This window comes from Erwinia sp. E602 (assembly GCF_018141005.1).
In the GTDB taxonomy this organism is placed as follows: domain Bacteria; phylum Pseudomonadota; class Gammaproteobacteria; order Enterobacterales; family Enterobacteriaceae; genus Erwinia.
Map to the genome: position 1 here is coordinate 4611670 of NZ_CP046582.1, position 18739 is coordinate 4630408.

Genomic DNA, 18739 nt, shown 5'->3' on the forward strand with positions numbered 1-18739 from the left:
AGGGGCCTGAGCCCCTTGTTCTTAATCGTCGCTGTCCGTGTAGTCCTCGACACCTTCCATCTGCGGTTTACCGCCGGACAGGGTGTGGAAGCGCTTAGGACGCTTGATGCGGGTCATATACTTCGACCAGACTCTTTCGGGCTCACTTTGCGGCTCGCGTACGCCCCGGCACACCTCAATAAACTGACGCTCTTCTTCCGTTACCGGCTCGCGCTTGGCCAGATCCAGCTCGTTGAAAGCGTAACCATAACGCTCAAGAAGTTGAGCTTCTTTGATGGTGAAATCACCGTGGCGTGAGAAACCGCGTGGGTAATGCTTGTTATCAAAAAAACGATTCGTAGTTGCGAAGCTTTCCGCCATTTTACACGCTCCTGACTCTTATATGGTCGTGCTATTTATGGCGCGGAGTATTAGATAGGCTTGACAGAGTGTAAAACAAAACATTTAAATCATAACGACAAATGTTTTTTAGGAGATGACTGTGGATACGGAATTACTGAAAACCTTTCTGGAAGTGAGCCGAACTCGCCACTTTGGACGCGCTGCGGAAGCCCTCTACCTCACACAGTCGGCCGTTAGTTTTCGCATTCGGCAATTGGAAAATCAGCTTGGCGTGAACCTGTTCACCCGACACCGCAACAATATCCGGCTGACCTCCGCCGGCGAGCGGCTGCTCCCCTATGCAGAAACGCTGATGACCACCTGGCTGCTGGCAAAGAAGGAGGTGTCGCATACGCAGCAGCACCATGAGCTGTCGATAGGCGCCAGCGCCTCGCTGTGGGAGGCTTATCTGACCCCGTGGATGCAAACGCTTTACGAGCACCGTCAAAGCCTGCACCTTGAGGCGCGTATTGCTCAGCGTCATCTGTTGGTCAAACAGCTGCATGAGCGGCAGCTGGACCTACTGATCACCACTGAAGCGCCTAAAATGGAAGAGCTGTCCAGCCAGCAGATCGGCCATATCTCTCTCGCGCTGTTCCGCTCACGCCACGGCGGGGAGAAGGAGAAATATGACTACATTAAGCTGGAATGGGGGGCCGATTTTCATCAGCACGAGCACTATCTGGCCGGTGCCGATGATGTGCCGATCCTGACCACCACATCCGCACAGTTGACCCGGCAGTTGCTTGCGACCACGGGAGCCTGCTCATTTTTGCCTGAATTCTGGGCCGCAGATTACAGCGATCTTCTGTCAGTTCCGGATACGCCAGCTGTGGTCAGGCCGCTGTATGCCGTATGGCTGCAGAACAGCGATCAGGAGGCAACTATCCGCCAACTGTTGAAATTTCCGGTAACAATGAACAGATAAGTTGTTTGATTTATGGGCAAAAAGGGCGCAATGGAGGGCTCTTTTTGCCCTTCCAGAGGCTGGATCAGGTTGAAAAGACATCAACTCTACGGATTTCAGGCAAAAAAAAACCTTCGCCGAAGCAAAGGTTTTTTCTTATTCTGGCAGGGGCGGAGAGACTCGAACTCCCAACACCCGGTTTTGGAGACCGGTGCTCTACCAATTGAACTACGCCCCTAAAAGGGTGGCGGAACGGACGGGGCTCGAACCCGCGACCCCCTGCGTGACAGGCAGGTATTCTAACCAACTGAACTACCGCTCCACCGATTCTGTACTGATATCAGAAAACGTCTGATTTCAGGTAACTCGCCGTTACCTTGTCAGGGGTAACGTCATGACTCGTTAAGAGTCTTAATTGATGCCTGGCAGTTCCCTACTCTCGCATGGGGAGACCCCACACTACCATCGGCGCTACGGCGTTTCACTTCTGAGTTCGGCATGGGGTCAGGTGGGACCACCGCGCTAAAGCCGCCAGGCAAATCTTGGTGTCTGAAACGAATCTTTTGTGCTGATGCCGCGTTGGCTGCGCTCGTCAGTTCAGTCACATACCAACGTATGCTCCTTCTCTGCCTTCGCTTGCCGCCTTGCCTCAGCGCAAAATCTTCCGTTTCCTACAAATTTGTTATCCGGTAAAACAAGCTGAAATTGTTTGCGTCTCTCGAACGCCACCAGAACGCTTCTGGCGTTGTAAGGTTAAGCCTCACGGGTCATTAGTACCGGTTAGCTCAACGCATCGCTGCGCTTACACACCCGGCCTATCAACGTCGTAGTCTTCAACGTCCCTTCAGGGGTCTCAAGGACCCAGGGAGAACTCATCTCGAGGCAAGTTTCGCGCTTAGATGCTTTCAGCGCTTATCTTTTCCGCACTTAGCTACCGGGCAATGCCATTGGCATGACAACCCGAACACCAGTGGTGCGTTCACTCCGGTCCTCTCGTACTAGGAGCAACCCCTCTCAATTCTCCAGCGCCCACGGCAGATAGGGACCGAACTGTCTCACGACGTTCTAAACCCAGCTCGCGTACCACTTTAAACGGCGAACAGCCGTACCCTTGGGACCTACTTCAGCCCCAGGATGTGATGAGCCGACATCGAGGTGCCAAACACCGCCGTCGATATGAACTCTTGGGCGGTATCAGCCTGTTATCCCCGGAGTACCTTTTATCCGTTGAGCGATGGCCCTTCCATTCAGAACCACCGGATCACTATGACCTGCTTTCGCACCTGCTCGAGCCGTCACTCTCGCAGTCAAGCTAGCTTATGCCATTGCACTAACCTCACGATGTCCGACCGTGATTAGCTAACCTTCGTGCTCCTCCGTTACTCTTTGGGAGGAGACCGCCCCAGTCAAACTACCCACCAGACACTGTCCCCACGCCGGATTACGGCGCCAGGTTAGAACATCAAACGTTAAAGGGTGGTATTTCAAGGATGGCTCCACGCAGACTGGCGTCCACGCTTCAAAGCCTCCCACCTATCCTACACATCAAGGCTCAATGTTCAGTGTCAAGCTATAGTAAAGGTTCACGGGGTCTTTCCGTCTTGCCGCGGGTACACTGCATCTTCACAGCGAGTTCAATTTCACTGAGTCTCGGGTGGAGACAGCCTGGCCATCATTACGCCATTCGTGCAGGTCGGAACTTACCCGACAAGGAATTTCGCTACCTTAGGACCGTTATAGTTACGGCCGCCGTTTACCGGGGCTTCGATCAAGAGCTTCTCGCAGCGCGATAACCCCATCAATTAACCTTCCGGCACCGGGCAGGCGTCACACCGTATACGTCCACTTTCGTGTTTGCACAGTGCTGTGTTTTTAATAAACAGTTGCAGCCAGCTGGTATCTTCGACTGCCTTCGGCTCCACCCGCGAGGGGTTTCACCTACCGACAGCGTGCCTTCTCCCGAAGTTACGGCACCATTTTGCCTAGTTCCTTCACCCGAGTTCTCTCAAGCGCCTTGGTATTCTCTACCTGACCACCTGTGTCGGTTTGGGGTACGATTCGATGTTACCTGATGCTTAGAGGCTTTTCCTGGAAGCAGGGCATTTGTTACTTCAGCACCGTAGTGCCTCGTCATCACACCTCAGCGTTGATAAGGTCCCGGATTTACCTAAGACCTCCGCCTACATGCTTAAACCGGGACAACCGTCGCCCGGCTAACATAGCCTTCTCCGTCCCCCCTTCGCAGTAACACCGAGTACGGGAATATTAACCCGTTTCCCATCGACTACGCCTTTCGGCCTCGCCTTAGGGGTCGACTCACCCTGCCCCGATTAACGTTGGACAGGAACCCTTGGTCTTCCGGCGAGCGGGCTTTTCACCCGCTTTATCGTTACTTATGTCAGCATTCGCACTTCTGATACCTCCAGCAGACCTCACAGTCCACCTTCGACGGCTTACAGAACGCTCCCCTACCCAACAACATTTACATGTCGCTGCCGCAGCTTCGGTGCATGGTTTAGCCCCGTTACATCTTCCGCGCAGGCCGACTCGACCAGTGAGCTATTACGCTTTCTTTAAATGATGGCTGCTTCTAAGCCAACATCCTGGCTGTCTGTGCCTTCCCACATCGTTTCCCACTTAACCATGACTTTGGGACCTTAGCTGGCGGTCTGGGTTGTTTCCCTCTTCACGACGGACGTTAGCACCCGCCGTGTGTCTCCCGTGATAACATTCTTCGGTATTCGCAGTTTGCATCGGGTTGGTAAGCCGGGATGGCCCCCTAGCCGAAACAGTGCTCTACCCCCGAAGATGAGTTCACGAGGCGCTACCTAAATAGCTTTCGGGGAGAACCAGCTATCTCCCGGTTTGATTGGCCTTTCACCCCCAGCCACAAGTCATCCGCTAATTTTTCAACATTAGTCGGTTCGGTCCTCCAGTTAGTGTTACCCAACCTTCAACCTGCCCATGGCTAGATCACCGGGTTTCGGGTCTATACCCTGCAACTTAACGCCCAGTTAAGACTCGGTTTCCCTTCGGCTCCCCTATACGGTTAACCTTGCTACAGAATATAAGTCGCTGACCCATTATACAAAAGGTACGCAGTCACACCACGAAGGTGCTCCCACTGCTTGTACGTACACGGTTTCAGGTTCTGTTTCACTCCCCTCGCCGGGGTTCTTTTCGCCTTTCCCTCACGGTACTGGTTCACTATCGGTCAGTCAGGAGTATTTAGCCTTGGAGGATGGTCCCCCCATATTCAGACAGGATGTCACGTGTCCCGCCCTACTCATCGAACTCACAGAATGTGCGTTTTTGTGTACGGGAGTATCACCCTGTACCCTGCGACTTTCCAGACGCTTCCACTAACGCACAAACTGATTCAGGTTCTGGGCTGTTCCCCGTTCGCTCGCCGCTACTGGGGGAATCTCGGTTGATTTCTTTTCCTCGGGGTACTTAGATGTTTCAGTTCCCCCGGTTCGCCTCATGCCACTATGTATTCATGACATGATAGTGTGTCGAAACACACTGGGTTTCCCCATTCGGGTATCGTCGGTTGTAACGGTTCATATCACCTTACCGACGCTTATCGCAGATTAGCACGCCCTTCATCGCCTCTGACTGCCTAGGCATCCACCGTGTACGCTTAGTCGCTTAACCTCACAACCCACAAGCGTCCCGCAGGACAGCTCGAAAGCTGCAAGCATTTGAGAGACTCGAACATATCGTTGACTTCATTCTTATTACGGAGAATGAATAACGATACGTCGTTTCAATTTTCAGCTTGTTCCGGATTTTTAAAGAGCAATATCTTAAAGCAGACTCGAAAGTCATCTTTAAGATACGATGGAGACACCTTTCACCTGTCACCAAGCAAGTGGCGTCCCCTAGGGGATTCGAACCCCTGTTGCCGCCGTGAAAGGGCGGAGTCCTAACCGCTAGACGAAGGGGACACTGAATCATGTCTCGACTTCGCAGCCGTCTTGCTCATTACTTTTTCATCAGACAATCTGTGTGAGCACTACGCGGGAATGTATCTTGAGGTAAGGAGGTGATCCAACCGCAGGTTCCCCTACGGTTACCTTGTTACGACTTCACCCCAGTCATGAATCACAAAGTGGTAAGCGCCCTCCCGAAGGTTAAGCTACCTACTTCTTTTGCAACCCACTCCCATGGTGTGACGGGCGGTGTGTACAAGGCCCGGGAACGTATTCACCGTAGCATTCTGATCTACGATTACTAGCGATTCCGACTTCACGGAGTCGAGTTGCAGACTCCGATCCGGACTACGACGCACTTTATGAGGTCCGCTTGCTCTCGCGAGTTCGCTTCTCTTTGTATGCGCCATTGTAGCACGTGTGTAGCCCTGGCCGTAAGGGCCATGATGACTTGACGTCATCCCCACCTTCCTCCGGTTTATCACCGGCAGTCTCCTTTGAGTTCCCGACCGAATCGCTGGCAACAAAGGATAAGGGTTGCGCTCGTTGCGGGACTTAACCCAACATTTCACAACACGAGCTGACGACAGCCATGCAGCACCTGTCTCACGGTTCCCGAAGGCACTAAGGCATCTCTGCCGAATTCCGTGGATGTCAAGGCCAGGTAAGGTTCTTCGCGTTGCATCGAATTAAACCACATGCTCCACCGCTTGTGCGGGCCCCCGTCAATTCATTTGAGTTTTAACCTTGCGGCCGTACTCCCCAGGCGGTCGACTTAACGCGTTAGCTCCGGAAGCCACGCCTCAAGGGCACAACCTCCAAGTCGACATCGTTTACAGCGTGGACTACCAGGGTATCTAATCCTGTTTGCTCCCCACGCTTTCGCACCTGAGCGTCAGTCTTTGTCCAGGGGGCCGCCTTCGCCACCGGTATTCCTCCAGATCTCTACGCATTTCACCGCTACACCTGGAATTCTACCCCCCTCTACAAGACTCTAGCCTGCCAGTTTCAAATGCAGTTCCCAGGTTAAGCCCGGGGATTTCACATCTGACTTGACAGACCGCCTGCGTGCGCTTTACGCCCAGTAATTCCGATTAACGCTTGCACCCTCCGTATTACCGCGGCTGCTGGCACGGAGTTAGCCGGTGCTTCTTCTGCGGGTAACGTCAATCGCCGTGGTTATTAACCACAGCGCCTTCCTCCCCGCTGAAAGTACTTTACAACCCGAAGGCCTTCTTCATACACGCGGCATGGCTGCATCAGGCTTGCGCCCATTGTGCAATATTCCCCACTGCTGCCTCCCGTAGGAGTCTGGACCGTGTCTCAGTTCCAGTGTGGCTGGTCATCCTCTCAGACCAGCTAGGGATCGTCGCCTAGGTGAGCCATTACCCCACCTACTAGCTAATCCCATCTGGGCACATCCGATAGCGTGAGGCCCGAAGGTCCCCCACTTTGCTCTTACGAGGTTATGCGGTATTAGCTACCGTTTCCAGTAGTTATCCCCCTCTATCGGGCAGTTTCCCAGACATTACTCACCCGTCCGCCACTCGTCACCCAAGAGCAAGCTCTCTGTGCTACCGTTCGACTTGCATGTGTTAGGCCTGCCGCCAGCGTTCAATCTGAGCCATGATCAAACTCTTCAATTAAAAGTTCGATTTGCTGCAACAAGTGCAGCGATGCTCATCTGTAAAACGTCATAATGAATTTCATTATGTGTTCACTCGTGAGACTTGATATTTTTTGACACCCGGAGGTGTCTGATATCAATCCTGCGAGTGCCCACACAGATTGTCTGATAAATTGTTAAAGAGCGGTGCAATCAGTGCCGAAGCTTCCTGTTGCGAGGTGGCGTATATTACGCTTTCCTCATTCAGAGTCAATCTTTTTTTGAAGATTTTTCTCTGTCGCTTCAGTTACCTGAAGCTCCTGACCCGGTGACTCGTAAGCCGTTGTTCCGTGTCAGTGGAGGCGCAGTATAGGGATTTTCTGGAGGCTGACAAGGGCTAATTGCAAATAATTTGCTGAGCGCTGCTTTTTTACTCTGAAACCGCTGAAAGTGACAGTTTTTCGAGCTTCCCAAAGCCATAACGCTGCAAAACGGGCATTAATTGTACAGCCTGCTCGGTGATCGCCATACAAAAAGCGATGTTCTCACCGGATGATAACGCCTCCGGCGCTTCATTCTCCAGTAACCAGACGGTACGGCGGGCAATCGCCGCGCCGGAGTCAATCAGCCGCGTCCCTTCCGGCAGCACCTGCTGCAGTTCTTCACTAATCAGCGGGAAGTGCGTGCAGCCCAGCACCACTGTGTCCGGCGGCTCCTTCATACGCAGCCACGGCTGCAGAATACGTCTCACTTCTTCTGTAGCTACCGGCTGACCGTGCAGTTTGGCTTCGGCCAGTTCCACCAGCTCTGCCGAGCCAAGCATTTCGGTTTTGCATTCACTGGCAAAGCGCGCCACCAGCTCATGAGTATAAGGACGCTTCACGGTGCCGCGCGTAGCCAGCAGGCCGACGATGCCGTTCCGGGTCAGACGCGCCGCCGGCTTAATAGCAGGTACCACGCCCACCACCGGGAATTCGAAACGTTCGCGTAAGGCAGGCAGGGTGACGGTGCTCGCTGAGTTACAGGCAATCACCACCAGTGCCAGGGGATAAAGGCGGGTCACTGCCTCAACGATAGCGACGACCCGTTCAACGATAAACTCTTCCGACTTCTCACCATAAGGAAAGGCAACGTTATCGAAAGCGTAAAGATAATGAAGATCCGGCAACAGCTTGCGGATCTCATCATAGACTGAAAGCCCACCGACGCCGGAGTCAAAAACCAGCACGGTGGGGCGCGGTTTAGAAGTTGTAGCTGCCGCTGAGGTAGTATTCCCGTCCAGGGGTTTCATAGCCATACGCTGTCTCGTAATCTTTATCGAACAGGTTGGCAATTCTACCACGAACGGTGAGATGGGATGTGACCGGATACGAAACCGCGAGATCCCACAGGCTCACACCGCCCATTTTCACGCGCGGACTTGGGTAAACGCTGTAATCAGTGTCATAGCGCTGACCGAGGTACTGCCAGGTCAGGGACCAGTCAAACTCAGCCACGCTCCAGTCCAGCTGGTATTTCACCTGCTGCTTAGCCCGACGCGCCAGGACTTCATTCGTCACTGCATTACGCGGATCGAGATAATCATAAGAGAGCGTATGCGCCAGAGAGCCCGTATCAAATGACGCCGTTGCTTCGACCCCTTTGATGCGTGCTTTATTGATATTGCTGTAATGCGAAGTGGAGTCAAAGTTAATCAGGTCGTCAATGTCGTTACGATAACCGGACAAACGCCAGTTTACCGGCCCGCTTAACCCTTCGAAGCCCCCTTCCCACTGCTTACTTTTCTCAGGTTGCAGGGAGCGATTGCCGTAACTCTCGCTATATACCTGATTCAGGTTCGGTGCCTTGAATGCGGTACCGTAAGAAGCAAACACGCTGTAGCCGTCAACAAACTCCCAGGCCGCGCTGCTCTGCCAGGTATTATGCCAGCCGAAGGCGTTATTATCATCACCGCGCACGGCTCCTTCCAGCGTTACGTTACCCAGCTTCTGCTGCATAGTGGCGTAGATACCCGTACTGCGCTGTTCCTGTCCGGCCGTCACATAGTTAGTACCCGGCTCTGAAGTCTGCTTCTGCCAGTCAACGCCGCCGCTGACCGTACCGTAGCCCACGGCGAGAGTATTGCCCCACTGAAGGTTATATTGCTCGACATCATCCAGCGTTGAGGCCGGACCATAGCGGCCTTTTGCAGGATCAAAGTTAAGGTCTTTAGTGTGGCTGTAGCTGGCGATGAGCTGTGAAGAGTAGATGCCGCGATTGAAACGCAGCCCGGTATCCCAACTCTGACTGTAGAGCTGGCGAGTATCGGGTATTCCGATCACCTGGGTGTAGTCACTGTTATAGGTGAGATAACCATCGTAGCCCGTGCGGTTATCAAAACCATAGCCACGAATGAAACCGCTGAACTCGTCATTAAACTGATGATCCACTGCACCATACAGTGATTTACTCATATAGCCATCGCGGTCTGGCTGCGCCGGATTACCGGATGAATCTGGCAGACCCGCAACGACATCATACCCCTTGGTATAGGTGTAACTGCCCGCCAGCGTCAGCAGGGTATCCTCACCCAGTCTCTGCTGAGTTGAGCCGTCGTAGGACTGATAGCCTTTTGAACCCACCCCAGCGTTGAGCGTAGTGCCGGGTTTATCACGCCCGGTGATGATATTAACCACACCACCAATGGCATCGGAGCCATATACCGCTGACCGCGCACCGCGCACATATTCGATACGTTGTACCAGCGAAATCGGGATCTGGCTCAGATCGGACGCGCCGCTGATCCCCGCCTGGTTAAGACGAATACCGTCAATCAGCACCAGAACATGGTTAGAGTTGGTGCCCCGAATAAACAGCGAGCTCTGCTGGCCCATACCGCCGTTCTGAGCAATATCAACGCCCGGTAAGCGGCGCATCACGTCAGTCAGCGTTTTCGACTGCCAGCGATCAATCTGTTCTCTGGTCACCACAGTAGTGGGGGCCAGCACCGAAGAGACCGGCTGTTCAAAACGGTTCGCCGTTACCACCTGTTCCGCTTCACGACTTTCCTGTGCATAGCCATACTGCGCCCAGAGCGCAAGCGCCGTTGCGCTAAAGGCAAACAGCGATTTATTCATCTTATTCATTATGAGAGCATCCAAAATTTCAGCAGGATGCCGCAGGCCTACGATTGATAGCACGCGATAATCGTAGTAATGCGACGTTAATCCGGCAGGTCTTCGGGCTCAGAGTCGTTTACAGGCAAAGACTTCCCATCCGAAGACAGTGTCTGCTTGCGCGATTGCCATGACATTCTATACCGCTGCGCGTCAGCTCCAGGTTTGCACTGGATTCCCTTTTAACTCGGGATGAGGCCGGTAAACGCATTTTAAGTTTAAAGAAATTGGATGTCCAGACAGCCAGACATCCATACTGGCAAAAAGTGCACAGTGCTGGACATGAGATGTGGAATCCCTACAATCGCCGGGCACTCTCCGCTTAATATTCAGGAAAAACCATGACGCCCGAACAGCTGCCCACTGAACAGTACGAAGATCAACTTGCCGAAAAGGTGGCGCGACTGACGTCAATGCTGGCACCGTTCAGCGCCCCTGAGGTGGAAGTCTTCCGTTCCCCGGTCAGCCACTACCGGATGCGCGCGGAGTTTCGTATCTGGCACGATGGCGACGACCTCTACCACATTATCTTCGATCAGCAGACCCGCCAGCGCATCCGCGTGGACAGCTTCCCGGCGGCCAGCGAGCTGATCAACCGCATGATGACCCGTCTGCTGGACGCGGTGCGCGACGTGCGCGTGCTGCGCTTCAAGCTGTTCCAGATTGATTATCTCTCCACGACCAGCGGGCAGATCGTGGTGTCGCTGCTCTATCACCGCAAGCTCGACGACGAGTGGCAGCAGGCGGCTACCGCACTGCGCGACACGCTGCGGGCAGAGGGCTTTGATCTGCAGCTGATTGGCCGCGCCACCAAAACCAAGATCTGCCTTGACCGTGACTACGTGGACGAGCGGCTGACCATTGACGGCCAGGAGATGATTTATCGTCAGGTCGAGAACAGCTTTACCCAGCCCAACGCGGCGGTAAACGTGAAAATGCTCGAGTGGGCGCTGGATACCACACGTAACGCCAGCGGCGATCTGCTGGAGCTGTACTGCGGCAACGGCAATTTCTCACTGGCGCTGGCGCGCAACTTCCGTCGGGTGCTGGCGACCGAGATCGCCAAGCCGTCGGTCGCCTCGGCCCAGTACAATATCGCCGTCAACCAGATCGACAACGTGCAGATTATCCGCATGGCGGCAGAAGAGTTTACCCAGGCCATGAACGGCGAGCGCAGCTTTAACCGGCTGGAAGGCATCGATCTGCAGAGCTACGAGTGTGAAACGATTTTTGTCGATCCGCCGCGCAGCGGGCTGGATGAAGAGACGGTGAAGATGGTGCAGGCCTATCCGCGCATTCTGTACATCTCATGCAACCCGCAGACGCTGTGCGATAACCTCGCCACGCTGTCGGCCACCCACGACGTCAGCCGGCTGGCGCTGTTTGACCAGTTCCCGTACACCCATCATATGGAGTGCGGCGTGCTGCTGACGCGCCGTTAATTGCCTGTGCAGGCCGGACTGACCGGCCCGCTACCAGCTGCAGGCTCGGGTGATATAACTGCACGATAAGATGTGTCAGGCAGCGGGAGAAGCGTGTGGCGACAACCCTTGCCGCCACCCGATCGTCAGGAGTGTGGCGCCTTCTTCACCCGCATGGCGATCCAGAACACCACCACCACCATCAGGATGGTCGGAATAAAGTTCGAACCAATATCCGGGTACTGAGCACGCACTACCGCGCTATACAGCAGGATCCCCAGCAGGAAGAAGGCAGCGGCCAGCGACGGCATCCCTTCCGGCATCGCACGGTTCAGGTAGCGCTGATGCAGGCACCAGGCCGCCAGCGCCAGGGCAATCAGCGGGAAAACGGTGAACGGAACGACAGAGCTGAACAGCGCCATAAAGGTGCCGTTGATTGAAAGTCCGGTGATAAACGCCAGCAGCAGCGTCCCTTTATCGCGTTGTGGAGCTAAACTCATTGCCTTTCCCCTTCACTCTTTAGATTCAAGCGTCACCGCCAGTTTCTCCTGCTCGCGGCGATACCAGTAGTAAGCCCCTTTGGAGATCATCCGCAGCTGCAGCACCAGCCGCTCTTCCAGCTGCCGACGCTGCCCGGCATCAATATCCAGCGCTTCGGCACCGGCGTTAAAGACGATAATCACCATCGCTTCGGCCTGCGCTTCGGTAAAGCTGCGCGGCATGCGGTTTTCCACCTCGAGGTAATCGGCGAGCTCGGCGATAAAATGCTGAATTTCACGCGCTACCGCGGCACGAAACGCCGCCGAGGTGCCGGAACGCTCCCGCAACAGCAGGCGAAAGGCGTTTGGATTATTGCCGATAAATTCCATAAATGTTGCCACCGAGGTGCGGATTACGCTGCCCCCTTTGGCGATACGCTGACGCGCCTGACGCATCAGCTGGCGCAACATCAGGCCACTCTCATCAACCATGGTCAGCCCTAACTCATCTACATCACGAAAATGACGATAGAATGACGTTGGGGCGATGCCGGCTTCCCTGGCCACTTCGCGCAGGCTCAGGCTGGCGAAGCTACGCTCGGCACTGAGCTGGCTGAATGCCGCTTCAATAAGTGACCGCCGTGTACGTTCTTTTTGCTGCGCTCTGACGCCCATGATTGTGCCTGTTAGACCTGCCGGACAGGCACTATAGCAAAAATTTCAGCGTACAGGCGGTCAAACTTTGTGAACGCCTGTTAAGCGGGTTGTTACCAAAAAAATGGCAAAAAATGCGCGTGGAATTGGGAAGTCGCTCACAAGATGTTAGAATCTCGTTGTAAAATTGTATAAGAAATAGGACGTATCGCTATGCCACAGTCTTATGATTACGACGCGATTATTATTGGTTCCGGTCCGGGGGGTGAAGGTGCCGCCATGGGGCTGGTGAAACAGGGCGCACGAGTCGCGGTGATCGAGCGCTATCATAATATCGGCGGCGGATGTACCCACTGGGGAACCATCCCGTCGAAAGCCCTGCGCCACGCCGTGAGCCGTATCATCGAGTTCAACCAGAACCCCCTGTACAGCGACCACTCACGTCTTCTGCGCTCCTCTTTTGCCGACATCCTTAACCACACCGAAAGCGTCATCAGCCAGCAGACCCGCATGCGTCAGGGCTTCTATGAGCGCAACCGCTGCGAACTGTTCCAGGGCGACGCCCGCTTTATCGATGCCAACACCATTGCGGTAGAGAGTCACGACGGCAGCGTTGAACAGCTGACGGCCGCGAAGTTTGTCATCGCCTGCGGGTCGCGCCCGTATCATCCACCGGACGTCGACTTCAGCCACCCGCGCGTTTACGACAGCGATTCGATCCTCAACCTGCACCATGAACCGGGCCACGTGATTATCTACGGTGCCGGGGTGATCGGCTGTGAATATGCGTCAATTTTCCGCGGCCTGAACGTCAAGGTTGACCTGATCAACACCCGCGATCGCCTGCTGGCGTTTCTCGATCAGGAGATGTCAGACTCGCTCTCCTATCACTTCTGGAACAACGGCGTGGTGATCCGTCACAACGAAGAGTTTGAGAAGATTGAGGCAGTCAGCGACGGGGTGATCATGCACCTGAAGTCTGGCAAGAAGCTGAAGGCAGACTGCCTGCTGTACGCGAACGGCCGCACCGGTAACACGGATTCGCTGGGGCTGGAAAACGTCGGGCTGGAAGCAGACGGCCGTGGCCTGTTAAAGGTCAACAGCATGTATCAGACCGCACAGCCGCATATCTACGCGGTCGGTGACGTGATCGGCTACCCGAGCCTGGCATCAGCCGCTTACGATCAGGGCCGTATTGCCGCGCAGGCGCTGGTAAAAGGTGAGGCGACCGCCCATCTGATCGAAGATATTCCGACCGGCATCTACACCATTCCTGAGATCAGCTCGGTCGGTAAAACCGAACAGCAGCTGACCGCCATGAAGGTGCCTTACGAAGTGGGCCGTGCGCAGTTCAAACACCTGGCACGCGCGCAGATCGTCGGGATGAACGTCGGCAGCCTGAAAATTCTGTTCCATCGCGAAACCAAAGAGATTCTCGGCATTCACTGCTTTGGCGAGCGCGCCGCCGAGATTATTCATATCGGCCAGGCGATTATGGAACAGAAAAACGGTGGTAACACCATTGAGTACTTTGTGAATACCACCTTTAACTACCCGACCATGGCTGAAGCCTACCGGGTTGCCGCACTGAACGGCCTGAACCGCTTATTTTAAACTGCCCGCCATTACACCCTGCATATGTTCACGGATCGCCTCTGCCAGCTGCTCATAGCGGCCGCGCAGGGGCGAACCCGGACGATACACCAGCGCAATGGTGCGCTGTGGTTCCGGCTTATAGCACGTCAGATAGCAGACGCCGTCGCGTACGCGCTCCTTCGGTACCGCCAGCGCAGGCAGCAGCGTAATGCCGCTTCCCGCCGCCACCATATTGCGTAAGGTCTCCAGACTGGTAGCGCGGAAATGGGTATCTTCATCCGCTCCCGCCTGGAAGCAGAAGCCCATTGCCTGATCGCGCAGGCAGTGGCCATCTTCCAGCATCAGCAGCTTTTCACCGGCCAGGTCCGACATCGGCACCCGATCGCGATCGCGCCACGGGTGATCCTGATAGACCGCCAGCTTCATCGGCTCGTCGAACAGCGGCACTTCAATAAACGCCTCTGACTCTTTGACCAGCGCCAGAATCGCACAGTCGAGCTTGCCGCTGTCCAGCTGGGCCAGCAGCTGCTGGGTCTGGGCCTCGTGCAGGTACATCTCCAGCTTTGGAAACGTCTTGTGCAGCGACGGAATAATCTGCGGCAGCAGATAGGGACCAACGGTGGGGATCAGGCCGATATGCAGCGGCCCGGACATCGCCTCGCCCTGCTGGCTGGCCATCTCTTTCAGGACTTTGACTTCCCGCAGCACGGTACGGGCCTGGTCCACCAGCAGCAGGCCGGCCTGGGTGAACAGCACCTTGCGGCTGGTGCGTTCCAGCAGCATCACGCCCAGCTCATCTTCCAGCTTGCGGATCTGTCCGCTCAGCGTCGGCTGGCTGACGTGGCAGGCATCCGCCGCCCGGCGGAAGTGGCGGTGTTCAGCCAGCGCAACCAGGTACTCAAGATCGCGAATATTCATTCAATTCTCCATTTCCACGATAGCTCGTGACGATAGATAGCATAGCAATCAACGATTAGCCCTATCAAGCCGCATTGACAATAATGTGCGCATTCCAACGAAACGCCACGTCAACCGCGTTAAACAAGAGGTTCTTTATGTTTGCAAGTCAGGAAGGTCAGTCCGTCCCGCAGGTTACTTTTCATACACGTCAGGGCGACAGCTGGGTCGACGTTACCACTGACGAGCTGTTTAAAGATAAAACGGTGATCGTCTTTTCCCTGCCGGGTGCCTTTACCCCAACCTGTTCATCCAGCCATCTGCCGCGCTATAACGAGCTGTCAGAGGTGTTTAAAACACACGGCGTGGACAGCATTCTCTGCGTGTCGGTCAACGACACCTTTGTGATGAACGCATGGAAAGCCGACCAGCGCGCGGATAACATCACCTTCATCCCGGACGGCAACGGCGACTTCACCCGCGGTATGGAGATGCTGGTCGAGAAAGCCGAGATCGGCTTTGGTCCACGCTCATGGCGTTACTCAATGCTGGTGCGCAACGGCGTGGTGGAGAAGATGTTCGTTGAGCCTAACAAGCCGGGCGACCCGTTTGAAGTGTCGGATGCCGACACCATGCTGCGCTACGTGGCACCCGAGTTTAAGGTGCAGGAGTCGGTTTCCCTGTTCAGCAAGCCGGGCTGCCCTTTCTGCGCCAAGGCCAAGCAGATGCTGCTCGATCGCGGCATTAAGTTTGAAGAGATTGTGCTGGGTCAGGATGCAACCACCGTCAGCCTGCGTGCCGTGACCGGCCGGGCGACCGTGCCGCAGGTGTTTATCGGCGGGCGCCATATCGGCGGCAGCGATGATTTAGAGCAGTATTTCGCCGCATAAGGGCGAACGCACGGCAATGTCTGAAGTAAGAAAATAAAAAAGAAGTGACCAGGCGGGCCAGCAGGCCCGCCTTTTTTATTTACGCCAGGCGCTGTTTAGCGTGCGCGATGGCCGCAGCCACCTGCTGCGGTGATACGCCGCCCTGCGCGTTACGCTTGTCGAGGCACGACTGCAGCGCCAGCACCGGATAGACGTCATCGCCAATCACGCTGCTGAACTTCTGCAGGTCGGCCAGCGACAGCGCTTCCAGCGCCACGCCCTGAGCAATGGCTTCCACCACCGCCTCACCGACGATATGGTGCGCTTCACGGAACGGTACGCCTTTGGCGACCAGGTAATCCGCCAGCTCGGTGGAGTTGGCGTAGCCCTGTTCGGCCGCTTCCTGGCAGCGCGGACGCTTCACCTGAATGCCGTCCAGCACCAGGGTAGCCATCTGCAGGCAGTCAAACCAGGTGTCGAGCGCGTCAAACAGCCCTTCCTTGTCTTCCTGCATATCTTTATTGTACGCCAGTGGCAGGCCCTTCAGCGTCATGCTCATCGCGGTCAGCGCGCCCTGCACGCGGCCGGCTTTACCGCGGATCAGCTCCAGCGCGTCCGGGTTTTTCTTCTGCGGCATCAGCGACGAGCCGGAAGTGACTTTATCCGACAGCTCAACGAAGCCCGCTTCACCGGTGTTGAAGAAGATCAGATCTTCGGCAAAACGCGACAGGTGGATCATGCCGATCGAGGCGTCAGACAGCAGCTCCAGCACGTGGTCACGGTCGGAGACGGTATCAAGGCTGTTACGGGTGGCGGAGGCAAAGCCCAGCCAGCCGGCCAGCTGCTCGCGGTCGATCTCATAGGCGGTACCCGCCAGCGCGCCGCAGCCCAGCGGGCTGACGTCGAGGCGCTTCAGGGTATCCTGCAGGCGGCTCTCATCGCGCGCCAGCATCTCCACGTAGGCCAGGCACCAGTGGGCAAAGGTCACCGGCTGCGCGCGCTGCAGGTGGGTATAACCCGGCATCACCGCGTCCTGGTTAGCTTCGGCAGTGGCGACCAGCGCCTGCTGGAACTGGCGGGTGGCGGCCAGCAGCTCGCCCACCTGCAGTTTGCACCACAGCTTCAGGTCGGTAGCGACCTGGTCATTACGGCTACGGCCGGTGTGGAGTTTTTTACCCAGCGCACCGACCTTGTCGATCAGCTTGCCTTCCACCCAGCTGTGAATATCTTCGGCGTCGCTCTCCAGAATCTGCTCCGGATTAGCGCGCACCTCTTCCAGCAGCACGTTCAGCGCGCTTTCCAGCTGCTGCTGCTCGTCTGCGGTTAATACGTTGACCGTCACCAGCGCTTTGGACCAGGCCACGGAGCCGATAATGTCCTGTTCTGCCAGACGATAGTCAAAGCGCAGTGAGTCATTAAACAGTTTAAAACGCCGATCGGCTGCCTGTGTGAACCGTCCACCCCAAAGTGCCATGTGCAGTGCTCCATTCAATTCATATGACAGGGGCGGCCGACGCCGCCCCTGATGGTATTCGGCAGGGCGGGACATGCCCGCCCGCAGGATTACTTCTTCTCGTTCAGCGCGCGGATGCGTGAAGAGAGGGAGAACAGACGGATAAAGCCGCCCGCGTGACGGTGATCGTACACTTCGTCTTCGCCGAAGGTGGCGAACTCTTCAGAGTAGAGGCTGTTAGCCGATTTCTTCTGAATCGCGGTGACCTGGCCTTTGTAGAGCTGCAGCACCACTTCACCGTTTACTTCTTCCGCCAGCGCTTCGGCAGAGGCCTGGATGGATTTACGCAGCGGCGCGAACCAGCGGCCGTCGTAAACCACATAAGACATCTCCAGGCCCAGCTGCTCGCGCCATTTGAAGCTGTCACGGTCCAGAACCAGCTGCTCTACCGCACGCAGCGCGTTAACCATGATGGTGCCGCCAGGGGTTTCGTAGCAGCCGCGGGATTTGATGCCCACCAGACGGTTTTCCACGATATCGATGCGGCCCACGCCGTGACGCGCACCGATGGCGTTCAGCTTGTCCAGGCAGCCAAACGGGCTCAGCGCTTCGCCGTTAACGGCAACCACGCGGCCTTTCTCTACGGAAACGGTGACCTGCTCAGGCTGGTCCGGTGCTTCCAGCGGATCGACGGTCCACACCCAGCAGTCTTTGTTCGGGGCATTCCACGGGCTTTCCAGCACGCCGCCTTCGGTAGAGATGTGCCAGGCGTTCTCATCACGGCTGTAGATTTTTTCCAGCGACGCGGTGGTCGGGATATTGCGCTCTTTCAGATAGTCGAGCAGCGCTTCACGGGAACGCAGGTTCCACTCACGCCATGGCGCAACTACTTTCAACTGTGGAGCCAGTGCGGTGTAGGTGGTTTCGAAACGCACCTGGTCGTTACCTTTACCGGTCGCGCCGTGGCACAGGGCATCAGCACCGACCTTCAGCGCCAGCTCAACCTGGGCTTTGGCGATGATTGGGCGCGCCATTGAGGTACCCAGCAGGTAAGTGCCTTCATACAGTGCACCGGTCTGCAGCACCGGATAAACGTACTCGCTGATAAACTCTTCACGCAGATCCACCACGTGGCACTCAGAAGCACCGGACTGCAGCGCTTTCTGCTCAACGCCTTCCAGATCTTTTGGATCCTGGCCAATATCCGCCACAAACGCCACCACTTCACAGCCGCCGTAGTTCTCTTTCAGCCAGGGAATGATCGCCGAGGTATCCAGGCCGCCGGAGTAAGCCAGTACGATTTTCTTGATGCTCTTGTCTTGCATGATAATTCCTTGATCTTCCCTTCGTCTTTCACGCTGCAGCTGCGTTGGCTTCACTCACTCA

12 protein-coding genes, 3 tRNA genes, 3 rRNA genes and 1 riboswitch are annotated in these 18739 nt (G+C 55.8%); of the genes, 4 read left to right on the forward strand and 14 right to left on the reverse strand.

Annotated features, from left to right (window positions below):
• Window positions 1-21: 21 nt before the first annotated feature.
• Complete coding sequence (locus GKQ23_RS22730) at window positions 22-360, reverse strand: DUF413 domain-containing protein (RefSeq protein ID WP_056234658.1); 339 nt, start codon at window positions 358-360, stop codon at window positions 22-24.
• Between the two features lie 121 nt (window positions 361-481).
• On the opposite strand from GKQ23_RS22730, the gene hdfR reads away from it, so the two are divergent.
• Window positions 482-1309 (forward strand): HTH-type transcriptional regulator HdfR, encoded by an 828-nt coding sequence (hdfR, locus tag GKQ23_RS22735; RefSeq protein WP_056234853.1) that lies wholly within the window; start codon window positions 482-484, stop codon window positions 1307-1309.
• A 141-nt stretch (window positions 1310-1450) separates the two neighbouring features.
• Here hdfR and GKQ23_RS22740 read toward each other — a convergent pair.
• The 8 genes from GKQ23_RS22740 to btuB form a co-directional block, all read right to left on the reverse strand.
• Window positions 1451-1526: transfer RNA gene (locus tag GKQ23_RS22740), tRNA-Trp, on the reverse strand.
• A gap of 7 nt (window positions 1527-1533) precedes the next feature.
• Window positions 1534-1610 (reverse strand) — tRNA-Asp (locus GKQ23_RS22745).
• Between the two features lie 98 nt (window positions 1611-1708).
• Window positions 1709-1824, reverse strand: a 5S ribosomal RNA gene (gene rrf / locus GKQ23_RS22750).
• 213 nt (window positions 1825-2037) lie between these two features.
• A 23S ribosomal RNA gene (locus tag GKQ23_RS22755) occupies window positions 2038-4945 on the reverse strand.
• Between the two features lie 218 nt (window positions 4946-5163).
• A tRNA-Glu gene (locus GKQ23_RS22760) sits at window positions 5164-5238 on the reverse strand.
• Window positions 5239-5329: 91 nt separating this feature from the next.
• Window positions 5330-6869, reverse strand: a 16S ribosomal RNA gene (locus GKQ23_RS22765).
• Together the 16S, 23S and 5S rRNA genes with 3 tRNA genes alongside form the textbook arrangement of a ribosomal RNA operon.
• 390 nt (window positions 6870-7259) lie before the next feature.
• Window positions 7260-8126 (reverse strand): glutamate racemase, encoded by an 867-nt coding sequence (gene murI / locus GKQ23_RS22770; RefSeq protein WP_072166311.1) that lies wholly within the window; start codon window positions 8124-8126, stop codon window positions 7260-7262.
• Window positions 8071-9954: a TonB-dependent vitamin B12 receptor BtuB gene (gene btuB, locus GKQ23_RS22775; protein WP_212409495.1), complete on the reverse strand. Its 1884-nt coding sequence runs from the start codon at window positions 9952-9954 to the stop codon at window positions 8071-8073. The genes murI and btuB overlap by 56 nt, the downstream gene beginning before the upstream one ends.
• A 66-nt stretch (window positions 9955-10020) precedes the next feature.
• A riboswitch (cobalamin riboswitch) is annotated at window positions 10021-10202 on the reverse strand.
• A 123-nt stretch (window positions 10203-10325) separates the two neighbouring features.
• On the opposite strand from btuB, the gene trmA reads away from it, so the two are divergent.
• Window positions 10326-11426, forward strand: coding sequence for a tRNA (uridine(54)-C5)-methyltransferase TrmA (trmA, locus tag GKQ23_RS22780; RefSeq protein WP_212409496.1), 1101 nt, complete (start codon window positions 10326-10328; stop codon window positions 11424-11426).
• 125 nt (window positions 11427-11551) lie between these two features.
• Here the strand turns inward: trmA and GKQ23_RS22785 are convergent, their stop codons facing one another.
• Entirely contained in the window at window positions 11552-11905 is a 354-nt protein-coding gene (locus GKQ23_RS22785) for a YijD family membrane protein (protein WP_056233731.1), read from the reverse strand.
• A gap of 12 nt (window positions 11906-11917) precedes the next feature.
• Entirely contained in the window at window positions 11918-12559 is a 642-nt protein-coding gene (gene fabR, locus GKQ23_RS22790) for an HTH-type transcriptional repressor FabR (protein WP_056233729.1), read from the reverse strand.
• A 192-nt stretch (window positions 12560-12751) separates the two neighbouring features.
• On the opposite strand from fabR, the gene sthA reads away from it, so the two are divergent.
• Window positions 12752-14152: a Si-specific NAD(P)(+) transhydrogenase gene (gene sthA / locus GKQ23_RS22795; RefSeq protein ID WP_056233727.1), complete on the forward strand. Its 1401-nt coding sequence runs from the start codon at window positions 12752-12754 to the stop codon at window positions 14150-14152.
• On the opposite strand, the gene oxyR is transcribed toward sthA, so the two are convergent.
• Window positions 14144-15052, reverse strand: a complete 909-nt coding sequence (oxyR, locus tag GKQ23_RS22800; protein ID WP_056233725.1) for a DNA-binding transcriptional regulator OxyR — start codon at window positions 15050-15052, stop codon at window positions 14144-14146. The genes sthA and oxyR overlap by 9 nt on opposite strands.
• Before the next feature lie 137 nt (window positions 15053-15189).
• Here oxyR and GKQ23_RS22805 point away from each other — a divergent pair, with 137 nt between their 5' ends.
• Complete coding sequence (locus GKQ23_RS22805) at window positions 15190-15921, forward strand: glutathione peroxidase (RefSeq protein WP_056233721.1); 732 nt, start codon at window positions 15190-15192, stop codon at window positions 15919-15921.
• A gap of 79 nt (window positions 15922-16000) precedes the next feature.
• Here the strand turns inward: GKQ23_RS22805 and argH are convergent, their stop codons facing one another.
• Window positions 16001-17374, reverse strand: a complete 1374-nt coding sequence (gene argH, locus GKQ23_RS22810) for an argininosuccinate lyase (RefSeq protein WP_212409497.1) — start codon at window positions 17372-17374, stop codon at window positions 16001-16003.
• An 89-nt stretch (window positions 17375-17463) separates the two neighbouring features.
• The gene (locus GKQ23_RS22815) at window positions 17464-18678 is read right to left on the reverse strand and encodes an argininosuccinate synthase (protein WP_056233718.1); all 1215 of its coding nucleotides are present in this window, start codon (window positions 18676-18678) and stop codon (window positions 17464-17466) included.
• Between the last annotated feature and the right edge of the window lie 61 nt (window positions 18679-18739).